Annotated in this window: 18 protein-coding genes; 7 read left to right on the top strand and 11 right to left on the bottom strand. The window is 55.0% G+C overall.

Annotated features, from left to right (window positions below; all coding sequences use genetic code 11):
• The 3 genes from repC to repA all read right to left on the bottom strand — a co-directional run.
• A partial coding sequence (gene repC, locus B5E41_RS30100) for a plasmid replication protein RepC (RefSeq protein ID WP_088397221.1) occupies nt 1–1,098 on the bottom strand: 1,098 nt, incomplete at its 3' end.
• A gap of 176 nt (nt 1,099–1,274) precedes the next feature.
• On the bottom strand, nt 1,275–2,291 hold the full coding sequence (repB, locus tag B5E41_RS30095) for a plasmid partitioning protein RepB (RefSeq protein ID WP_088397220.1): 1,017 nt from the start codon (nt 2,289–2,291) through the stop codon (nt 1,275–1,277).
• Nucleotides 2,288–3,451: a plasmid partitioning protein RepA gene (gene repA / locus B5E41_RS30090; RefSeq protein WP_425350150.1), complete on the bottom strand. Its 1,164-nt coding sequence runs from the start codon at nt 3,449–3,451 to the stop codon at nt 2,288–2,290. The genes repB and repA overlap by 4 nt, the downstream gene beginning before the upstream one ends.
• Nucleotides 3,452–3,741: 290 nt before the next feature.
• On the opposite strand from repA, the gene B5E41_RS30085 reads away from it, so the two are divergent.
• The 3 genes from B5E41_RS30085 to B5E41_RS30075 all read left to right on the top strand — a co-directional run bounded on the left by B5E41_RS30085 (nt 3,742) and on the right by B5E41_RS30075 (nt 6,865).
• Nucleotides 3,742–4,779 (top strand): hypothetical protein, encoded by a 1,038-nt coding sequence (locus tag B5E41_RS30085; RefSeq protein ID WP_088397218.1) that lies wholly within the window; start codon nt 3,742–3,744, stop codon nt 4,777–4,779.
• A 173-nt stretch (nt 4,780–4,952) separates the two neighbouring features.
• Nucleotides 4,953–6,113 (top strand): RelA/SpoT domain-containing protein, encoded by a 1,161-nt coding sequence (locus tag B5E41_RS30080; protein ID WP_088397217.1) that lies wholly within the window; start codon nt 4,953–4,955, stop codon nt 6,111–6,113.
• 272 nt (nt 6,114–6,385) lie between these two features.
• A complete protein-coding gene (locus tag B5E41_RS30075; protein WP_088397216.1) occupies nt 6,386–6,865 on the top strand; it encodes a hypothetical protein in 480 nt (159 codons plus the stop codon).
• Nucleotides 6,866–6,907: 42 nt separating this feature from the next.
• On the opposite strand, the gene B5E41_RS30070 is transcribed toward B5E41_RS30075, so the two are convergent.
• The 6 genes from B5E41_RS30070 to B5E41_RS30045 form a co-directional block, all read right to left on the bottom strand.
• A complete protein-coding gene (locus tag B5E41_RS30070; RefSeq protein WP_088397215.1) occupies nt 6,908–7,471 on the bottom strand; it encodes a recombinase family protein in 564 nt (187 codons plus the stop codon).
• Between the two features lie 241 nt (nt 7,472–7,712).
• A complete protein-coding gene (locus tag B5E41_RS30065; protein WP_088397214.1) occupies nt 7,713–8,540 on the bottom strand; it encodes a hypothetical protein in 828 nt (275 codons plus the stop codon).
• A 4-nt stretch (nt 8,541–8,544) separates the two neighbouring features.
• On the bottom strand, nt 8,545–8,931 hold the full coding sequence (locus B5E41_RS30060) for a hypothetical protein (protein WP_088397213.1): 387 nt from the start codon (nt 8,929–8,931) through the stop codon (nt 8,545–8,547).
• Nucleotides 8,928–9,374: a hypothetical protein gene (locus tag B5E41_RS30055; RefSeq protein WP_088397212.1), complete on the bottom strand. Its 447-nt coding sequence runs from the start codon at nt 9,372–9,374 to the stop codon at nt 8,928–8,930. Before B5E41_RS30055 ends, B5E41_RS30060 begins: the two co-directional genes overlap by 4 nt.
• Nucleotides 9,375–9,678: 304 nt before the next feature.
• On the bottom strand, nt 9,679–10,563 hold the full coding sequence (locus B5E41_RS30050) for a hypothetical protein (protein ID WP_088397211.1): 885 nt from the start codon (nt 10,561–10,563) through the stop codon (nt 9,679–9,681).
• A 156-nt stretch (nt 10,564–10,719) separates the two neighbouring features.
• The gene (locus B5E41_RS30045; RefSeq protein WP_141098836.1) at nt 10,720–11,010 is read right to left on the bottom strand and encodes a hypothetical protein; all 291 of its coding nucleotides are present in this window, start codon (nt 11,008–11,010) and stop codon (nt 10,720–10,722) included.
• Here B5E41_RS30045 and B5E41_RS30040 point away from each other — a divergent pair.
• A complete protein-coding gene (locus B5E41_RS30040) occupies nt 11,003–12,043 on the top strand; it encodes a hypothetical protein (protein ID WP_088397209.1) in 1,041 nt (346 codons plus the stop codon). The two genes, B5E41_RS30045 and B5E41_RS30040, sit on opposite strands and share 8 nt — an antisense overlap.
• Nucleotides 12,044–12,113: 70 nt before the next feature.
• Here the strand turns inward: B5E41_RS30040 and B5E41_RS30035 are convergent, their stop codons facing one another.
• Nucleotides 12,114–12,938 (bottom strand): hypothetical protein, encoded by an 825-nt coding sequence (locus B5E41_RS30035; protein WP_088397208.1) that lies wholly within the window; start codon nt 12,936–12,938, stop codon nt 12,114–12,116.
• A 103-nt stretch (nt 12,939–13,041) separates the two neighbouring features.
• On the opposite strand from B5E41_RS30035, the gene B5E41_RS30030 reads away from it, so the two are divergent.
• The 3 genes from B5E41_RS30030 to B5E41_RS30020 all read left to right on the top strand — a co-directional run bounded on the left by B5E41_RS30030 (nt 13,042) and on the right by B5E41_RS30020 (nt 16,325).
• Nucleotides 13,042–14,268 carry an AAA family ATPase gene (locus tag B5E41_RS30030; protein ID WP_141098835.1) on the top strand — a complete coding sequence of 409 codons (1,227 nt, stop codon included), beginning with the start codon at nt 13,042–13,044 and terminating at the stop codon, nt 14,266–14,268.
• 429 nt (nt 14,269–14,697) lie between these two features.
• Nucleotides 14,698–15,528: a hypothetical protein gene (locus B5E41_RS30025; protein ID WP_141098834.1), complete on the top strand. Its 831-nt coding sequence runs from the start codon at nt 14,698–14,700 to the stop codon at nt 15,526–15,528.
• Nucleotides 15,525–16,325, top strand: coding sequence for a hypothetical protein (locus B5E41_RS30020; RefSeq protein ID WP_141098833.1), 801 nt, complete (start codon nt 15,525–15,527; stop codon nt 16,323–16,325). Before B5E41_RS30025 ends, B5E41_RS30020 begins: the two co-directional genes overlap by 4 nt.
• A 158-nt stretch (nt 16,326–16,483) precedes the next feature.
• On the opposite strand, the gene B5E41_RS30015 is transcribed toward B5E41_RS30020, so the two are convergent.
• On the bottom strand, nt 16,484–16,759 hold a 276-nt coding region (locus B5E41_RS30015; protein ID WP_141098832.1), incomplete at its 5' end, for a transposase domain-containing protein.

Here is a 16,759-nt window from a genome sequence, read left to right as displayed (position 1 = left end):
ATCCTGATATGCTGACGGGCTGACGCCAAGCATGGAACGAACGACGACGGCGGCACTCATCAGGTCGCGCCAACTGCCGATCTGCCCGCCTGGGCCATAATCGGAAATCTGTGGGCAAGCCTGCAGGACCATTCCAAGCGGGAACGATTTCAGCGAGCCGCCCTCGCCTGCCGAACGATCTGCCGTTTCCCTTTCTCTATTCCCTGCCCTACTGTCGAGGCCGGAATCCATCGACCCGCTCCGCTGGTCTACGTAATCCGCCGATTTTGCCCCCTGCTTCGTTTCGAAAGCTGGTTCAAGTTCATAAGTGGATTCGGGATTTGAACTCTGTATGTGGCGCTCAATTTGAGATTCATTGGAGTGCATTTGTTGTGTTTTCGTCTGCGTTTCCAACTGATTGACGATCTCCTCACGAAGAAGCGCCATCTCGTCGAGCGCCGCCGCCAGATGCTCGATCCCGGCCGCACGAGGAAGGCGGGCAACGATCTCACGGAACATGCAGGTAATCTTCGCCCAATCACCTGCAGCGCCCTCATTCAGCGCGGCGGCAATGAGCTTGGCGACATCACGGCGGCAGATCGTCAGGCGCTCCCGCGTGATCCTCAGCAGCTCGCGATCAGCAACCGCCTGGGCCGCCAACGCCTCGATCTCTGTTGCTCGCGCCAACAACGGAGCCAACGAGAAGCCGAAAGCCTCTGCGACCTCCCCTGCCCGATCCCGGCGTGCGAAACGCTTTCCGTTCGCGCTGTCCTTACGGATGACCAATCCAGCGTCTACCAGGACGGCAAGATGTCGTCTGAGGGTCGCTGCGGTCATGCCCCGAGCGCGGATCGAAAGCTGCGCGTTCGACGGAAACACGATCAGACCGCGTTCCTCCGAAATCTCGTCGGCGGGGTAAAAGGTCAACAGCGCGTCGAGGACTGTCAAGGCACGGTCGCTCACGCCAAGCGCGGGACGAGCTTCGCAAATCGCCCTGAAAAGCTTCCACTTATTTCGGCTGATACCTGGTTCAATCTCTTCGGCCAGCTGCTGGCTTGCCAACATGCCAAGCGACATCGGCCGCCGCCCAAAGGGCGTCGTCACACTTCCACTCTCCATTTCCTTCACCTTTCAAAGGGCAAAAGAAATCCGCTCACCAAAACGGTGCCAAGGACTCTTGACTGTGATTCGGGGAAATGCGATTCTCGATCTTGCTACAGATATGGAGAAGGCTTCCGCGACCTGGTCGTTTGGGGGCCTTTTTCTTTTGCGGCTTCTGTCCTTTCTAGATCGTCTCACGTTCCGCGTGATGCTAAATAAGAGGCATGGAGATCACGCAGTTGCTCCATGACGTATTCAGCGAATTCAGGCGTCGTCTTCTCGTCGAACTGCAGGGAGATTTTCGTCCCCTTGCGCTCGACCGAAGCCAACTTGACGCCATGCTCCGACTTGATCGATTCAGTGCCAGCCCGAACCGGTTTCGCTGACAACGCAGCAAAAACCTTGTCGAATCTCGCGTCTGTGTCCAAGCTTTCGAAGCTGGGGTCCGCCAAGACTTTGTCGACTACTGCCGGTTTGGACTGCTGCAATTTCTCAGCCAGGCCAGCCCATCTCGGCCGCCCAGCTTTCGGAGCTGGGCCAATTGCTTCAATAAGATTTCGCGGTATCGAGTGTCCCAATGCCATCATCTTCGATAGCTGCGTCTTCTCCATGCTCAGCGCGGTCATGATCACTTTGCGGTCGTAACCTTTGGCTTCCAGCGCGAGCGCGAACAACGCCCGCTCGATGTAGCTGAGATCAGCGCGGGCCGAATTCTCTTGCCCCTGGACGATGACAAGCTCTTCGTCAGTCAGGTTTTGAACGACCGCCTTTACGTGCCTTCCGAGCTGGGCGAGCACACGAACGCGACGATGACCGTAGGCGATCTGGTAGCGATCTGGTTTCGACGGATGCGGCCGAACGAGGATCGGGCTCTTCTGTCCCGTCTCACGGATTGCATCAACGAGGCGATCATAAGCCTCGCCATCGCTGCCAAGACGATCTGAAACGAAGGAGCCTTCGATTTTGGCCGGGTCAAGCTCCACGACGGCCGAACCAGCTGCGATCATCGCACGCGCTTGATCTGCGGCATTTGCGATCTTGCCGAGTGTTCGGTCCATCGCTCCGACAGCGCCCGACCGGATATGCTGAAGCTTCTTTTCCTCTACTCCAGTTACGACCATTGAACCGGGGTCGGCTTCGTCAGAGTTGCCAGGTGGCAACTCTTGTTCTCGTCTTGAAAGAAGCCCTTTGAGCATATCCTTACGGCTCATACGTCTCTCCCCCAGGCTTCCTTAATCAGCGTCTCGATCTCACCATTTACAGCGTCCAACGATTCAATCGCACGGTCATAGGTAGACTTCGAAAAGTTCTCCCGGCCGACTTCGTAAAGGGTCTGCTTCGAAAGCCCCGCATCTGAAATCGCGGTGGATTTCAGCATGGCGTTGGTCAAGACGCGCTCGCGGAACAGGGATCGCATGAACCCGACCATCTGCGTCTGAGGACCATCCGACGGTTCGTATCGAGTGACGACATACCGGATGAAGTCGTAATCGAGGTCGCCACCAGAATCCTGAACGACGCTAAGGAGGTCGGATGCCATCAGTAGGAACTGGCACATCGACATGACGTCGAGCATCTGCGGATGGGCAGTGATTAGCAGGCCGGTGGACGCACACAGAGCGCCCAGGGTCAGGAAACCTAGTTGGGGAGGACAGTCCAGAACCATAACATCATAGTCGTCAACTACCGATCCGAGAGCCGACGCTACACGGCCAAAGAACGGTTCCGTCGAATGTTCAGCAAGCGCACGAGGCGTGTCGTGCTCGAATTCCATCAGTTCCAAGTTACCGGGAACGAGATCGAGGCCCGGGATATAAGATTTACGGATCACGTCCTTCAGGGGCCGCCTCTGATCGTCGTAACGGACCGCCGCATACATCGTTTCGTTCGTCGCGATGTCATACTCCGGCTGATAGCCATGCAGTGCTGTCAGTGACGCCTGGGGATCGAGATCAACAGCAAGGACGCGGTAGCCGTTCAAGGCGAGGTATTGAGCTAGGTGAGCGGCAGTCGTTGTCTTTCCTGAGCCGCCCTTAAAATTGACGGCAGCCATAACCTGGCAATGCTCACCGGCCCTTCGATGTGGCACATATTTCTTGCCTTTGGCGTTCTCATCGAGGACGGCACGGATTTCGTTGATCTGGTCGAGCGTATAGGACCGACGCCCACCGGAGCTGATCGCCGGTTGTGGTCCCTTACCATTCAACGATAGCTGCCGCAGATATGCATCCGCGATTCCGATAAGCTTTGCGGCTTCGACAGATGAGAAAGAACGTAGGACTTTCTGCGCCGCTGGCGGGAAGAGGGCGGCCCGCATTGCTTGTAGTTCCTTGGACAGTGCAGCACCGTCACTGGCAATGACATCGGTCATTGGACGCTTTGTGATCAACGCGTTCGTGTGCTGGCTACGAGCCTTTGCCATAACTACGATAATTCTCCGGGGTCGGCTGAAATTTCGTAGTTAAAATGCCCCGAGTCGGAAGCCTTGGCAAGGAAATAAGGGTTAATGAAAAGTTAACGAAAAAGCGAGCCGGATGTGGACCTATCGTCGAATCTATGACGGTTGCCACATGGCAACTCTGCGTGATGTACCTATACGATAAGCAGGTGAGTGCAGCGGCATCACCGGTATAAAAACGTTCTACGCACGAGGCTTTTTACATGGGTATCGGCTCGCAGATTGACGTCCTTTCGCTTTTCGGTCGCTTCACGCGCGAGCAACGCATTTCGTTACATGATCCAAAGGCAACCGAACTCTTCCTGTCGTCAATTACAACGACTGTTGCCGACGCTTTGCAAAACGGCGCGTTGCAGCACGGACAGCGCGTTCAAAATATGTTCGAGGCGCTCATCATCAGCCTGGGCGATTACAAGCTCCTCAAGATGGAAGATAATGGGCGGGTCCATCCTGAAGGCAGCTACATCGCGCCTGACTTCCGCTTGGTTCTCAAGGACGGCACGCAGTGGCTGATTGATGTCAAGAACGTCTTTCTTGCGGCTCCGGAACAGCAACGCCTCGTTCTCAGGAAAGTCGATGTTGACAAGCTGACAGCTTACGCAGAGGCCACGGGTTGCCCGTTGAAAATCGCCGTTTATTGGGCGCTCTGGCGGGTCTGGTCATTGGTTGACGCCGCTGATCTGGCACCCATCAGCGACAAAAAGCTAGCCATAGATATGCTTGAATCACTGCGGTTGAGCCAGCTCGGAAGGGTAGGGGATCGCACAATTGGCACCAAGCCGCCGCTCACACTCCGTCTAGTTGCCGACCGAACCAAAGAACGCTCAATAACATCAAATGGCGAGGTTGTTTACACTGTTGCCGCCGCCAAGCTGTTCTGCGACGGCAATGAAATCAAGAACCCTGTGGAGCGTGATCTTGCATGGACATTTATGCAATATGGCGATTGGGCCGCCAGTGAACCGCTCGCGATACTGGATTCAGAGGATTTGCCTGAAGCGGTCGAATTTGAATGGAAGCCGCCTGAACGGTCCAATCCAGGTGAGCACTTCGAAATGATTGGGAGGCTCAGTTCGATGTTTTCACGCTACTATGCCGAACGGACGGTTGGACCTGATGGCCTCACACAAACTGAAGCGGACCTCGTGCCTAACTGGTTTGCACCGCTGCTCGATACCGGCCACGAGAGCGACGCTCTCCCACTGTGGCGCTTTGTAATCCAAGCCGGTCGACGACCATAGAAGTTGGTGGCAACGAAGGAGAGGGGCTCACCTCAGCGGCTAACCTGGAATTGGATGACTGCTGTGGGCGATGGAGATCGCGCGTGCTACCTGTGCATTGCGTGTTCAGGTTGATGAACCCCTGTTGCGAAATTGCTAAAATGCCCGAGTGAAACACTCGGACCCGATTCGCAATGGCTGTTTACCCTGAACTTCAATTCAGCATGCAAGAAGTGAGAGCGGCGGGGAAGCGGCTGAAAGATGAACTGAGCCTACATTCCGCAGTCGACTGCCGAGATGCGCATCATGTTTTTGCCGTCGCGAATTCGTGGCGCGACAGCCATTTCTTCCCTATGCGCTCAGTTTATCTCTCTGCCGCATACCGCATGCGCAAAATTGGCATCAAGGGCGATATGGCGGCCCGTCCAAAGCGCATGGCTAGCATTCGACGAAAGCTCCGCGAGTCTGACATTCACCTTGATCGGATGCAGGACATCGGAGGCTGTCGTGCCATCCTTGATGACATCGCGGGCGTTCGATCCTTGCTTGCTGAGATCAATGACGAATTCCCTCATTATGACCGGCGGCAATGGCCTTATATCGACACTCCGAAAGACGACGGCTATCGTAGCCACCATATCTCGTTCGAGTTTTGTCCTCGGAAGAAAGCCCAATCGATTTTTGCCGGTCGGCGGGTAGAGTTCCAAATTCGCACACGCCTGCAACACTCGTGGGCGACCGCAGTGGAAGCAGTGAGCTTGTTCAACGGCGAGGATTTGAAACATCATCACGGCAATGCCGACTGGCTGCGCCTGTTCAAGCTTATGTCCGGCGAATTCGCCTATGTCGAGGGTTGCCCGATTGGCCCCGGCGTTCCCGACCGGCCACTCCGGATCGCCGAAATCAAAGCTTTAGAGACGAAGCTGGACGCGATCTCGACCCTGGACAATATACGAACGGCGACCACCTATGCCGAAACCTATCTCTACGGTGATGGGAAATTCTTCTTGATCGTCTACAACAACGTAGATCACACCGTCACAGTGGAGCGATATTCGGAAATTCTCCAGCTTCAGGCTCGGCTTGCAATCATCGAACGGCAGATCGAGGAGGGCCTTACGCGGTCGAAGGTCGTGACCGTCGAAGTCTCACGCGTTAATAACCTCGTGCGAACATATCCGAACTATTTTGGTGACGTAGGTGTCTTCTTGAACAACCTGAGAAGGATCGTTCGAGGTCAAGATGCCCTGGAATTCACTCTGATCCAGCAGGAGCGCGTGAAAATCGCGAGACCGCAACCTGCTGGAGATGTGCGAAATCTGAACCGACGCTATACGCGGTGGTATCCGAGCTGAAAGTGGGGAGAGGGCCCGAAGCGACTCTGTGGCCCGATATTCTTCTACGCCCGCAAGGTGTTACAAGGTGGCGCAATCTCTTGCTTTCGGGTTCGACCCGTGATCCATCTTGCTAGATTTCAGCTTGAGGGGCTCCATTGTTTCCGAAAATTTTATCCGCCCGCTGTGCTACTGCCGCAGCCCTCGTTTCACTTCTCGCCATGGTAACGAACGCAGCCCAAGCAGAGGAGCGGGAGATTCCTGCCCCTAACGCAGCATTCAGACCCGGAGAGATGCTGGTGCTCGACAAAGACGGCGGGCGGAGAGTCGGAATCTTCAACGGTATTGCGGGAATGTATACGATCTATTCCAAAGGAACGGTCAGCTTCACGACCGAAAAGAACACTTGGGACATCAGGTGTCTTGTAGATAGCATCACCGATCAGACAGGATGCAGCCTCTGGGATGATCGGGGGAGGTTTGTCATCCTCTACGATAACTCCACGGTCCCTCTCGCTGTTTCGGTTGTTGAGGACTATAAAGTCGCTTCGGCGGGCATCATTCGTGTCGATAAAAACAAAGCCTTCGCTCCCGGCACCATCAGCGATCGAGATCAGGTTGCAACCTTTATGGACCAACTGCGATCTGGCAAACAGGTCCGCACGCGTATTGGAGCCAGCGACAAGAAATCGGAATATGCGGCTTTAGACGATGCAGTGGCGCTGGTTCACCACATGCAGGCACATTTTCAGGAAATGAAGTTTCAGGACTAGTTTCAGCATCTGCTTTGAGCATGAAGGCGAGGGGAGCATCTACTATATGGCGGACCCAGCGCCCTCCTTTGCCAGTGCACGATAGATGGTCATTCTGGAAACCTTCAATTGCCGAGCAACCTCTGCCTTGCTTGATCCTCCTGCAATGAGACGACGGATTTCCTCGTCATCGACGTTCTTCTTCCGGCCCGTATAAACACCTTCGGCTTTTGCTGCCTCGATTCCGGCACGCTGTCGGTCTCGGATAAACTGCAGCTCCATATCCGCGACCATTCCCAAAATCGTAATCACCATCCGGCCCATACTTCCGGAAGTCGTCACTTCCGGTTCCAAGACGCACAGCGACGCGCCGCGTTCGTCAAGCTCGTGCACCAAGTTCAGAACATCACGCGTGGATCGGCCAAGCCGATCTAGCCGTAGAACCACCAGCTCGTCGCCCGACCGCAAAAATTGCATGATCGTTTCCAGCTCGGTTCGGCCGGAGCGAGATTTTCCTGATCCCGTCTCCGAGCGCACGATTTCGCATCCAGCCGCCCTCAGTTGAGCGATCTGAACGTCCAGGCTCTGGTCGGTGGTGCTGACGCGGGCGTAGCCGATGCGAGTCATGGCGAATCCGTCACATTAGGGTGGGTTCGCGAAGGTAACGTCACATCTACCGGAAATCCACCCTTTTGTGACACCTCGGCGGCGTAACTTCGGATGTCCTGTTAGGGTGCACCCAAATGTGATACTGCCGGGTAGGGGAGGGGCCGCCGTCACTGATCCTTATATAGAGCAGTGTGAGTGGGCCATGAATAACCGAACCATTCTCCGACTTTGTTTCCGCGACCGCCATTAAGTGCTGCTGTCACAGCCGTTTAGCGAGTGCGCCTGCCGACTCCTGCGGGAGCTGCAGCGGCCTTGGTGGCAGGAGCGCCATCAGGTCTTTTGTCGTTTCGACGTAATCGTTCATGCGAGAGAGATGGCGGCCCATTGAACCGTTGAAGACGGACCTATGGAACGTCTGAAGGTCTTTGCTGCCAACCGCGCTGTCTTCCCTCTTTACACCACCCAGCGATAGCCAGGCGGTGATGTAGCCCTGCCAGCGATCATCAAGGAATTTCTGCGCCGCGTCCCAAGACTGCATCCGTGGGCGGCCTGAGCCTTCAGCCAGCGCGTAGAAGAACTCTTCATGGGTGTGGCGATACATCTCTGCTCTAACCAGTTGGTAGCCGATCTGACACGCAACCACCTTCGCTGCCTCAAGATAGGGGTCGCGCCTCGATTGATCGTTGACATTGATTGGCTTGGCCTCAACGATCCGGTCTAGGGCCTGCGTCGAGATCAGAACGCATGGACGGCGCTTGTAGATCGACTTGGCGGCATTGTAGGGCGTGAAGAGCTGCACATGCTGCTGGTCGGTCATTTCCTTGCCGTGCTGCCATATGCGGAACGACGGACCCCAATAGATGTCCACGTCGACAAAAGGGGCAATGATATTGATAATCTCGGCTTGCTCCTCAAGGACAGCATTCGAGGTCGCGTAGTCGGACGCCTCGCCGTCGAGGATTTCGAAACCGCCATGGGGATAGTTGCCGAACTTAAATCCGACAGGAACGCGTTCGCAAAGGTCTCTGGCGTTCGGGTTAGGATCGATGCGATAAGCCTTCCCGAAACTCTTTTTGATAGCTTTCATGGCCTCAATCCTCCCGGTTTACAGTTGCCATTACGATTTCAATTCTGCTGGTCATTACGGCTGGCTTTTCTTTCCGTATGATCCCGGCTACACGCCAGCGTCCATCCGTCATCGTGATCTCCAACCAGCTCGCCATTGGGTATCGGTCAAACGGACCTTTCGGCGCGTCTGTTTCCAACAGGTAACGGAATGTCACGCCCTCCATGTCGAACGACGTTCTGAACATCATTCCTCGCAGCTCGGACACCACATAAGCTGGGGCTTTCAAAACCGCCTCCGGGGATACTTCCGGCCGTATCCGATTCTGGCTCTGATAAAGGCTCCTTTGGATGTTCGCGACATTGGCGCGGTTCAATTCGTCGGGGATTAGAAGGAAAACGCCATGGGTCATACGTCGCCCCTCGCGCCTTGCCAGTCGAGCGCATCAAGCTCGGTTCGCAGCTCATACCAAAGCGGTTCGCCGCCTTCGAATTCAGTCTTGCCCCACCGAGGACAAACGAACGGCTTGTAGTAGGTGCCGTTGTTCAATGATCCTCGGCCGCCCTGGGCAACGTTTAGGGCGTCGTCGGTGGTGGAGTGATCCTCAAGAACGATCAGTTCAGGATCGATATGAGCGACACGGCAAGCATAGCGCTTCCTGCGGCCTGCCTTGAACTCAAGGACATCGTTCTCCCGAAGCTCGCGAGTGCTAATGGTGCCCGCCTTGATCTTCCTTGGTATGCGGTAATGTTCGAAGTCTTCGCGAGTGACGACATAGGCCGACCGTATGTTGGCGAACGGGATTTCGAAACGCTCGGCCTCGACAACAAGTGTCCTTACCTCCTGAACCTTCATTACTATTCTCCGTGACGGCTTCTGATATGACCGCCTGAATATTCTCAATAATGATATTGTGGCCCTCCTGAACATCGGCGCAAGCACAGATTTATTGCTGAATATTACTGATAGAATGCAGGCGCAATAACGAGTTGACGCAAGCTGTAATAGCTGGCGCAACGTTGTCGAATAAAATTCGAGATAAAGTGAAGAAGGAGCTTTGTTCTCTATTCCCAACCGCCGAAACCGGCCAAATAAAACCCCCGCAACCGGAATTGCGAGGGTTTCGAGATCGACGGAAACTTGGGAGGGAAAACGTCGATCACATAGCGTAAGCGCGAGCCGGTTCCTGCTGATACTGCTGCGCCTGCTTGGCAGCTCGCATTTCGCCAATCGTAGGTTCATAGTGTGGCGACGGGTTCTTTGCCCAAAGCGACCGCGCATGAACCTGATGCGTTGGCACTGGTTTTGTCGCTGGCTGTCTTACGGCCTGGGGCTTCACCGACGGCGCTGTTGCCTTTGCTGCAGCCTCGGCGACCTTGCGTTCTTTGACGGTCTTATAGGTCTTCGTCGGAGCAGGAGCGCCGAGCAGCTCACAGCAACGTTTCGCCACGTCATTGATGTCCGTCATGTCCATAAACAGCGGTTGCTTTGACGGGTCGCGTTTTCCGTTGGCGAGCCTTTGCTGCGCGATACCGAAGTATCTCGGATCATTTTGGGTCTTTTCATCCGACGGGTTCACTTCGATTTTGGGAACGCCGTTTTCGATGTAGACAGTGCCGCCAGTGTTGCCACCATACAGAGCTATCTCGCGACCTCTTCCGGCGTCGATAATGGCGATCAAGCCCAGGCCCGCATGTGGAGATTCCTTTGATGCCAGGATTTTCCGTTCCTTGTTTGGAACCGGTCGATAGCGACGTTGAACTTGATCGGGGAAAACCTGCCCCAGACCGTGCGCGGCTTCTGCGGTCATGAAGGAGACCTTCAACACGGTCTCATCCCAAACCTGCTGCGGGCTTAGGTTTCTCACGGCCTTATTGGCGATCTGCTCGGCGTCAGCCTGGCGCTTCGCCCGTTCTTCCGGCGTAAGCAACAGGCGCTCGGTGTCGCCGTTAGCCGTCGAGGCGAGCTTGATGGCAGCTTCGCGCTGCTCCTTCTCTGACAGCGGGACATACCTTGTCTGCTGTGGTCTTACTGCGATTGTCATGTCCTTCTCTCTCTAAAAAGGGTTTAGAAGGACAGCTTGCGGCCTCGCCAGGCATGGGAAAATAGCCGACGGGGGGCCTCCGAGAGGTCAAAAAAATAGCGGGCGGAATTGCTGGTTCCGTCCACTAAGTTTTTTGTTGCCGAATGTTGCCGGTGGTCAGTTCGGACGCTCGGCCTGCTCGATCTCGGCCGGAACGTCTCCCTTATGGAGGATTGCATAGCCCGCAATGGACAAGGCTTGGACCATGAATGGAATCGTCCTATCGGCTTCCGCGATCTCAAAGCGAGCCTCCTTGTAAGAGAATGTCAGATTGGGAATAGAGCGGAGAACGGGGATTAGCTCGCGCTGGATCGCTCCATACTCGCGGGCTGCAATGTCACCATCGAGCGCAACCTTGAAGCTCAAGGGGTCGCGGGTCCAGGTGAGAATCACGGTCGTCATGGTCATGCTGCCTTCTACTGAATGTTGCCTGCATCGTCTGTGGGAACAGCTTGCGGGATATTGCAAGGGCAATCAGCTTCTGCGTCAATGGCAATCGGGCATTAAAAGGCAAGAGAGCAAGATGGACCCCTGCGTTGTATGCGGCAGTGCTGCCGAGATCGGAAGAAATGGGGATGTCCGCCAGTATCACTGCGACCGCTGCGGGCCCTTTGTGATAACAGGCTCGGCTGTCGCCGTTTTGAAGGGCCGCACGCAACCAAATGGGAAGGTCAACGACCTCATTGTAGCGAAGGTCAGTCATTACATTCGGACGCATTCGACCGAGGAAGATTGGCTAGAGATCGATTCTACGTTGATCGACGAAATGGTCGCACAAAAGCTCCCGTCACCAAATCAGCAGATAGAGAATCTTTTGCGCTGGATGGCAGAGCAGGTAGGCGAAGACCATCTCGCCGCACTGGAATTTTCAGCAACGGACGTTTGCGCAATAATGGGAGCGGCCTCGGTAGACAGTGCAGGCGATCTCATAGATGAGGCATCAAACTCGGGCCTGATCCAATTCGTCCCCGATGATTATTACCGGCTGACAAAAGCTGCCTGGGATCGGCTGTCAGCGTCCGAGCCGCCGCACACACCCCGGCAGCAACGGGGCGACTTCGTCGACAGCGCCCGGATGGCGGAACTACGGGCAATTTCCAACAGTCAGTTCGATCTCACACGTCTGGTGAGGATGTGCGAAGAGATAAATAGTGCCTGGGGAGCTGGTAACACGATATCGGTCGCGATGCTCGCGAGGGCGATGGTGGACCACGTCCCACCAATTTTCGGCCAGACGAACTTTGCACAGGTGACGAGCCAAGCATCTCGATCAATACGCGGGTCGTTCGAGCACATTCAAATGTCACTTCGATCCATAGCGGACGGCGCACTCCATACGCAAATCCGGCGCAGAGAAACAATTCCGACCACCACCCAAGTTGATTTCCGACAGAGCTTCGATGTTTTGCTAAGCGAATTGGTTCGAATTCTCCGGAGCTGAAGGGAGGGGATGTAGCTGGGTTTCTCAATGTTGGCGACTGACTCCTGCCCAGTGTGCCGGAAGAATCCGTTCAGGGGTCCGATATCAGCTCGAATGGCAGCGATTTCGCGAACTGTGCGAGGCTGTCGAGCATACTTTCGACCATAGTCGGCATCTGATTGATTGCTTCATCGGTGATGTAAAAGGCCCATGGTTCGCCCCCTGTTTTCGAACAGGTAAACACGTCCCAACCGTTCTTTTCGATAGCCTCTTTAAATGCCGCCCTTCGTTCAAGGCTCCATTCGAACCCCCCGTGGAACATGAAATTCCGGTAGGTGAACATGGCCTTAAACCACGTATGGAACCCCGGCGATAGAAATTGCTCAAGCCCAGACGCCGCCGCCAACTGCGGAAAGCCTTCCAAGATGTTGTTTTTCGGCTCCCCTTTGTTGTTGAAATAGATTTGGCAGTTCCATCGGGCGGGGTCACCATTCGCCCGCTTCCAGCGTTTATGCTCGGGTGGCGTCAAGTTTTTGCGGGTATACATTTCGCCCAAGGCAGCCAGCGATTGCCCCAAGGTGCTTTCGACCATTGGTGCGATCATGCCTATTGCCGCCATGCTTTCAGCTGCGTCTCGAAAGATGGATTCGTGCAGCATGTCGGTGTGCTGATCGACGTAATGATGATGGTGAGGTCCCCTATAAGCTTGAACCTCTTCCTCGTCGCGCTCAATCGCCTTGCTGAATGCTTCCGCAGCATGCCGGTTCCTGGCAATCATCATCCGGACGGCCAAAAGCTGCGAATCCCAGTCCAAGTTGTCGAGCAGGAAGAAGAGATAATCCCGACCCTGTAGAAGATCGCCGAAATTGCCGGATCGGGATGCCTCAAATTCGCTTTCGTCGAAAGATTTCGCCATCGGCTCCGCCACCTCAGTTGACCATTATTACCGTTACTGTAGTCGATGATTTCGAGTATCTCTGCGATAAGCAGGCGCTGATAATGCCTACGAGGAGATGAAATTGGACGCAGCGACGATATTGGCCACTGTTCTGAAAAAGTATCAAGAGTCCAGCGACTTCAATGGTTGGCCTGCTCACGCAATTCATTCGCAGGACGAGAAAGCTGCGTTGATCGACCTGATCGAGGCGGGACTGGTGGAGCTGATCAACGACGAAGAAACCCAAAATCCGAACATTCGACTACTGCCAGCCAGGCCTATCTCCGATCAAGTCAAGCGAGTGTCGAACAGGGGATTGAAGTTCGGGTGTTTGTTTCCCACTCGAAAGGCCTTGGTTGAGGTTGCAGGCGTTGGTCCTGATCCCGCCGCTCCATATACAGCGGCATTAAAGCTCGGAGCCCCACAGCTTGAGTTCCGGACCTTTCGCTTGGAGGTGCTGGAGCGATATCGCAACGATCCCACCTTTAGGTATTCGGTCGATGACACGTTCGGAACCATCTATCGCGACAGCGAGGATAAAGAATCGCACGAATATGCCCAGTTCGGCTTTGCTTTCGATGAGAACGTGAACCGATATGTCGCTGCCTTCCTCCGATACCTACATGACATGTCAGCCGAACAGCAGGCCTACTGGGCTGGATTTGAACTTCAAGGCGATTTCCAGCTTCACCCGGATTATTACCGTTCGTCTATTCTCGGGGAATGGCCAGAAGGAGTGTCGGTATTCGACGCGATCCTCGAAGAGAAGAAGATCATCAACATCATGAGCGAACGCATGGGCAAGCCGAGGCTTTTCAAGTCCGACTATGAGGCTTATCGCCGCCCAGACCACTTCGGGTTTCTGATCCGCCCCACCAAAAAGGAGTTCTCAGATTTCTGCCTCCGGCTTGACCAGCTGATGTCCGATGACATGAACTACAAGTTTTTCGAAGGGGACATCGAGGTCTACGAATACGGAAAGATGGACAGTGGCGAACAGATTAAAAGAATGAAGGGAACTATCTCGCTGCTGATGGAGTGGTTGGCAGCGAAATTCAAGCCAAAAGACGAAAACGATATGGTCCGGATCAATGAGGGTTTCAGGGCCGTTCGCAAAGCTCGCCAGAAACCCGCCCATAAGATCGAGGACAACGTTTTCGATGAGGCCTATTATCAGCAACAGCGAGAACTTATGATCGCAGCATTTGGGGCGGTTCGTTTCCTGCGGCAGGTTTTTGCCAATCATCCCGCCTGTAAAGAGGTAGAGGTCCCTAAGTGGCTATTCGAAGGGCATATCTGGACGCAATAGGCGATTGTCTTTCTAAATGAATGTTATCGCACGCCACGCTTTCGAGCCGATCATCAGAGTAATTGGAACCTAAGGTCGGTTAACTGAGGCAACAAGGACCAACTGGAAGACTGGCTGTTCGTAGCCGATAATCAACTGCACCACGGTCTTGGAGTGGGAGGACAGCCGCCCACTCCCTACAAGACCTTCCGATATGAGAGTTTGCCCTAGCCTCCCGTCACATCGAAACGGGGGACACGTCACACAACCACCTGAACAGCTATCTCAAGCCCTCGCCCAGCGGGTTCAGCTGCTCAGAGTCAACAATGCGGCCGAAACTACTCCGGCGAGTGGCTAGCTGCTCTTGCCACCGTCACGGCGTGAACCTATCAATTCTGCCAACTTTGGGCGAATGGTGGGGGCGACGTGGATTACCAGCTAGAGAACACAGTGCGCACAAGCACGAAAAGCCCACATCCCAATCTCTACAGCTGGTTCATCGAAGAATTGGACCCGACCGGCAGGAAGATTGGCCCGGACTACAAACCTTGGGGCAGCAATCTGCATTTCAACGCAAAGAACCTGCGGGTTTATCGGGGCCTGACGCTTGAGGACGGAAATGCGAAAGCCTCCGACGGCATCATAGGAGCCTTAATCCCGAGCGAAGGTAGGCGGCATACAGCGGTCGTCTACTCGTTCTTCGGAACCAACCGGCCTGTCGATACGATCACGCTGCGCATCCACAAATCCGAAGACGGACGCGAGGTCTGCGCCCTTTGGGGGTCGGTAGCATATGTCTCGGAGTGGGACTTCGAGGAAGTCAGGACACCGGACACGGTCGAAGTGCAGCTCTTCCTTGCTCCCTCCCGGTTCGAAGACCTAGTGAAGTTCATCGAGGACGGCCGAGCCAAGGGCGGCATCACCATTCGCCACGTCGAAGGCGTCTATGCGCAATGGTCGCCGTCGATCCGGACGGACACGGTCAAGCTGCTGGGCAACATTGAGGACCAAAATCTCCAGATCGAACCCGGAGCGGACCACATACCAACCGTCCTGGGAAATGTCGGCTACTTCGAGTATCGCTTTCATAAGGGCGGCAGGTCGGAAGAAGTCGTTACAAACAATGACACACCCGGGAATCAGGAACCTCTAGCCCCAGTCGCCGCAGTGCCAGATTTAGGACCAAGCCTCGCGGCCCTGCAGGTTAAGGTAGCCAGGCTGTCGATCCCATTGTGGATCGCTGCGATCGCTGCCGTCGTGAGCGTGTTCATCCACCGATGAGAAACCTTCTTGGCGAAGTCCGCAGTTATTTCATGCGGCGTGCAATAGACATCGCGCTTCGCAAAAACGCGCCGATGATGATCCCAACGTCGGGAGACGCAGGCCGTCGCAACGACTGCTATGTCGTCTACTTAGAAGATCAGGAGGGCCACGGCCGATTCCTGGCCAACGAATTGACCGAGCATGGCTTGCAGGGGAAGTGGTCGGTGGATGGGAAGAATTTCGTCGAGGAATGCTCTGTACCTTACACAGCGTTTCCGGAATTCAAGCCGTTGATCCAGCACTACTATGGGGGCTGGACTTTCAACAGCCGCAGCATCTCGTCGTTTATCCTGAAGCACCTTTTGAGTTATCCCCTCTGGCGCGTGGCTTGGGATCGTCTCCTGCAGGCATTCTTCAACCGGCGTCAGCTGACGCGTCATGACCGGCTCCGCGTGCTGAAATACGTGTTAGCTGAGACCGTGAAGAACCGGAACTACATCGCACATGAAACGGAGCTGCTGACGCAGTTCTATACAGTCCGCTGGGTCTTCCGACCGGATAAAGAGGAGCTGATGACGTATTATCGGCTTCTACTCGATGCCCTACAGGAATCCGGTGACCTGAAACAAGCGCAGTTTGGCCTCGTCCTCGATCCCAAAGCAATCAACACGATTGCTCAATACGAGCAGGAAGAGCGACGTCACGGCCAGAACGCTGCCACCCAAAACGGAATTCGATTTCTGACGGTCATCCTTACCCTGGTCGGTATCGCCCAGGCTGTTGCCGCAATCCATGAATCATGGTGGAAGAAATGATCTAGGTGCAGCGCCGCTTCTTTGCGTCTACGGTCGTCAGCCAAACCTTCGACTGTGGTTTCAAATCTGCTTAGTTACCAAAGGGAAATTCCTATATGCTCCGTGGTGGATGATATGCGGCTTTCGGTGTTTGACTGTAAGCGACAAGCCGGGGCCGTTCAGGCGGCGTAGTTCCATGGCATGAGCGCGTCGATTTCACTGCTGGGCCATCCATTCGCAAGGCGCTCAAGCGTCTGGGTCAACCAAGCTTGCGGATCGACTGCATTCATCTTTGCCGTTTGCAGGAGCGTCGCGATGGTCGCCCAAGTCCGGCCGCCACCGTCGCTTCCAGCGAATAGACTATTTTTTCTCGTGATCGCTTGGGGTCTGATTGCTCGCTCGACTATGTTGGAGTCGAGTTCGATGCGGCCGTCGGTCAGGAAGCGCTCGAAGAT

Source organism: Rhizobium esperanzae, assembly GCF_002204185.1.
Taxonomy (GTDB): domain Bacteria; phylum Pseudomonadota; class Alphaproteobacteria; order Rhizobiales; family Rhizobiaceae; genus Rhizobium; species Rhizobium esperanzae.
The sequence above is the reverse complement of the archived record's forward strand: the minus strand, read 5'-3'. Positions and strand labels throughout refer to the sequence as shown.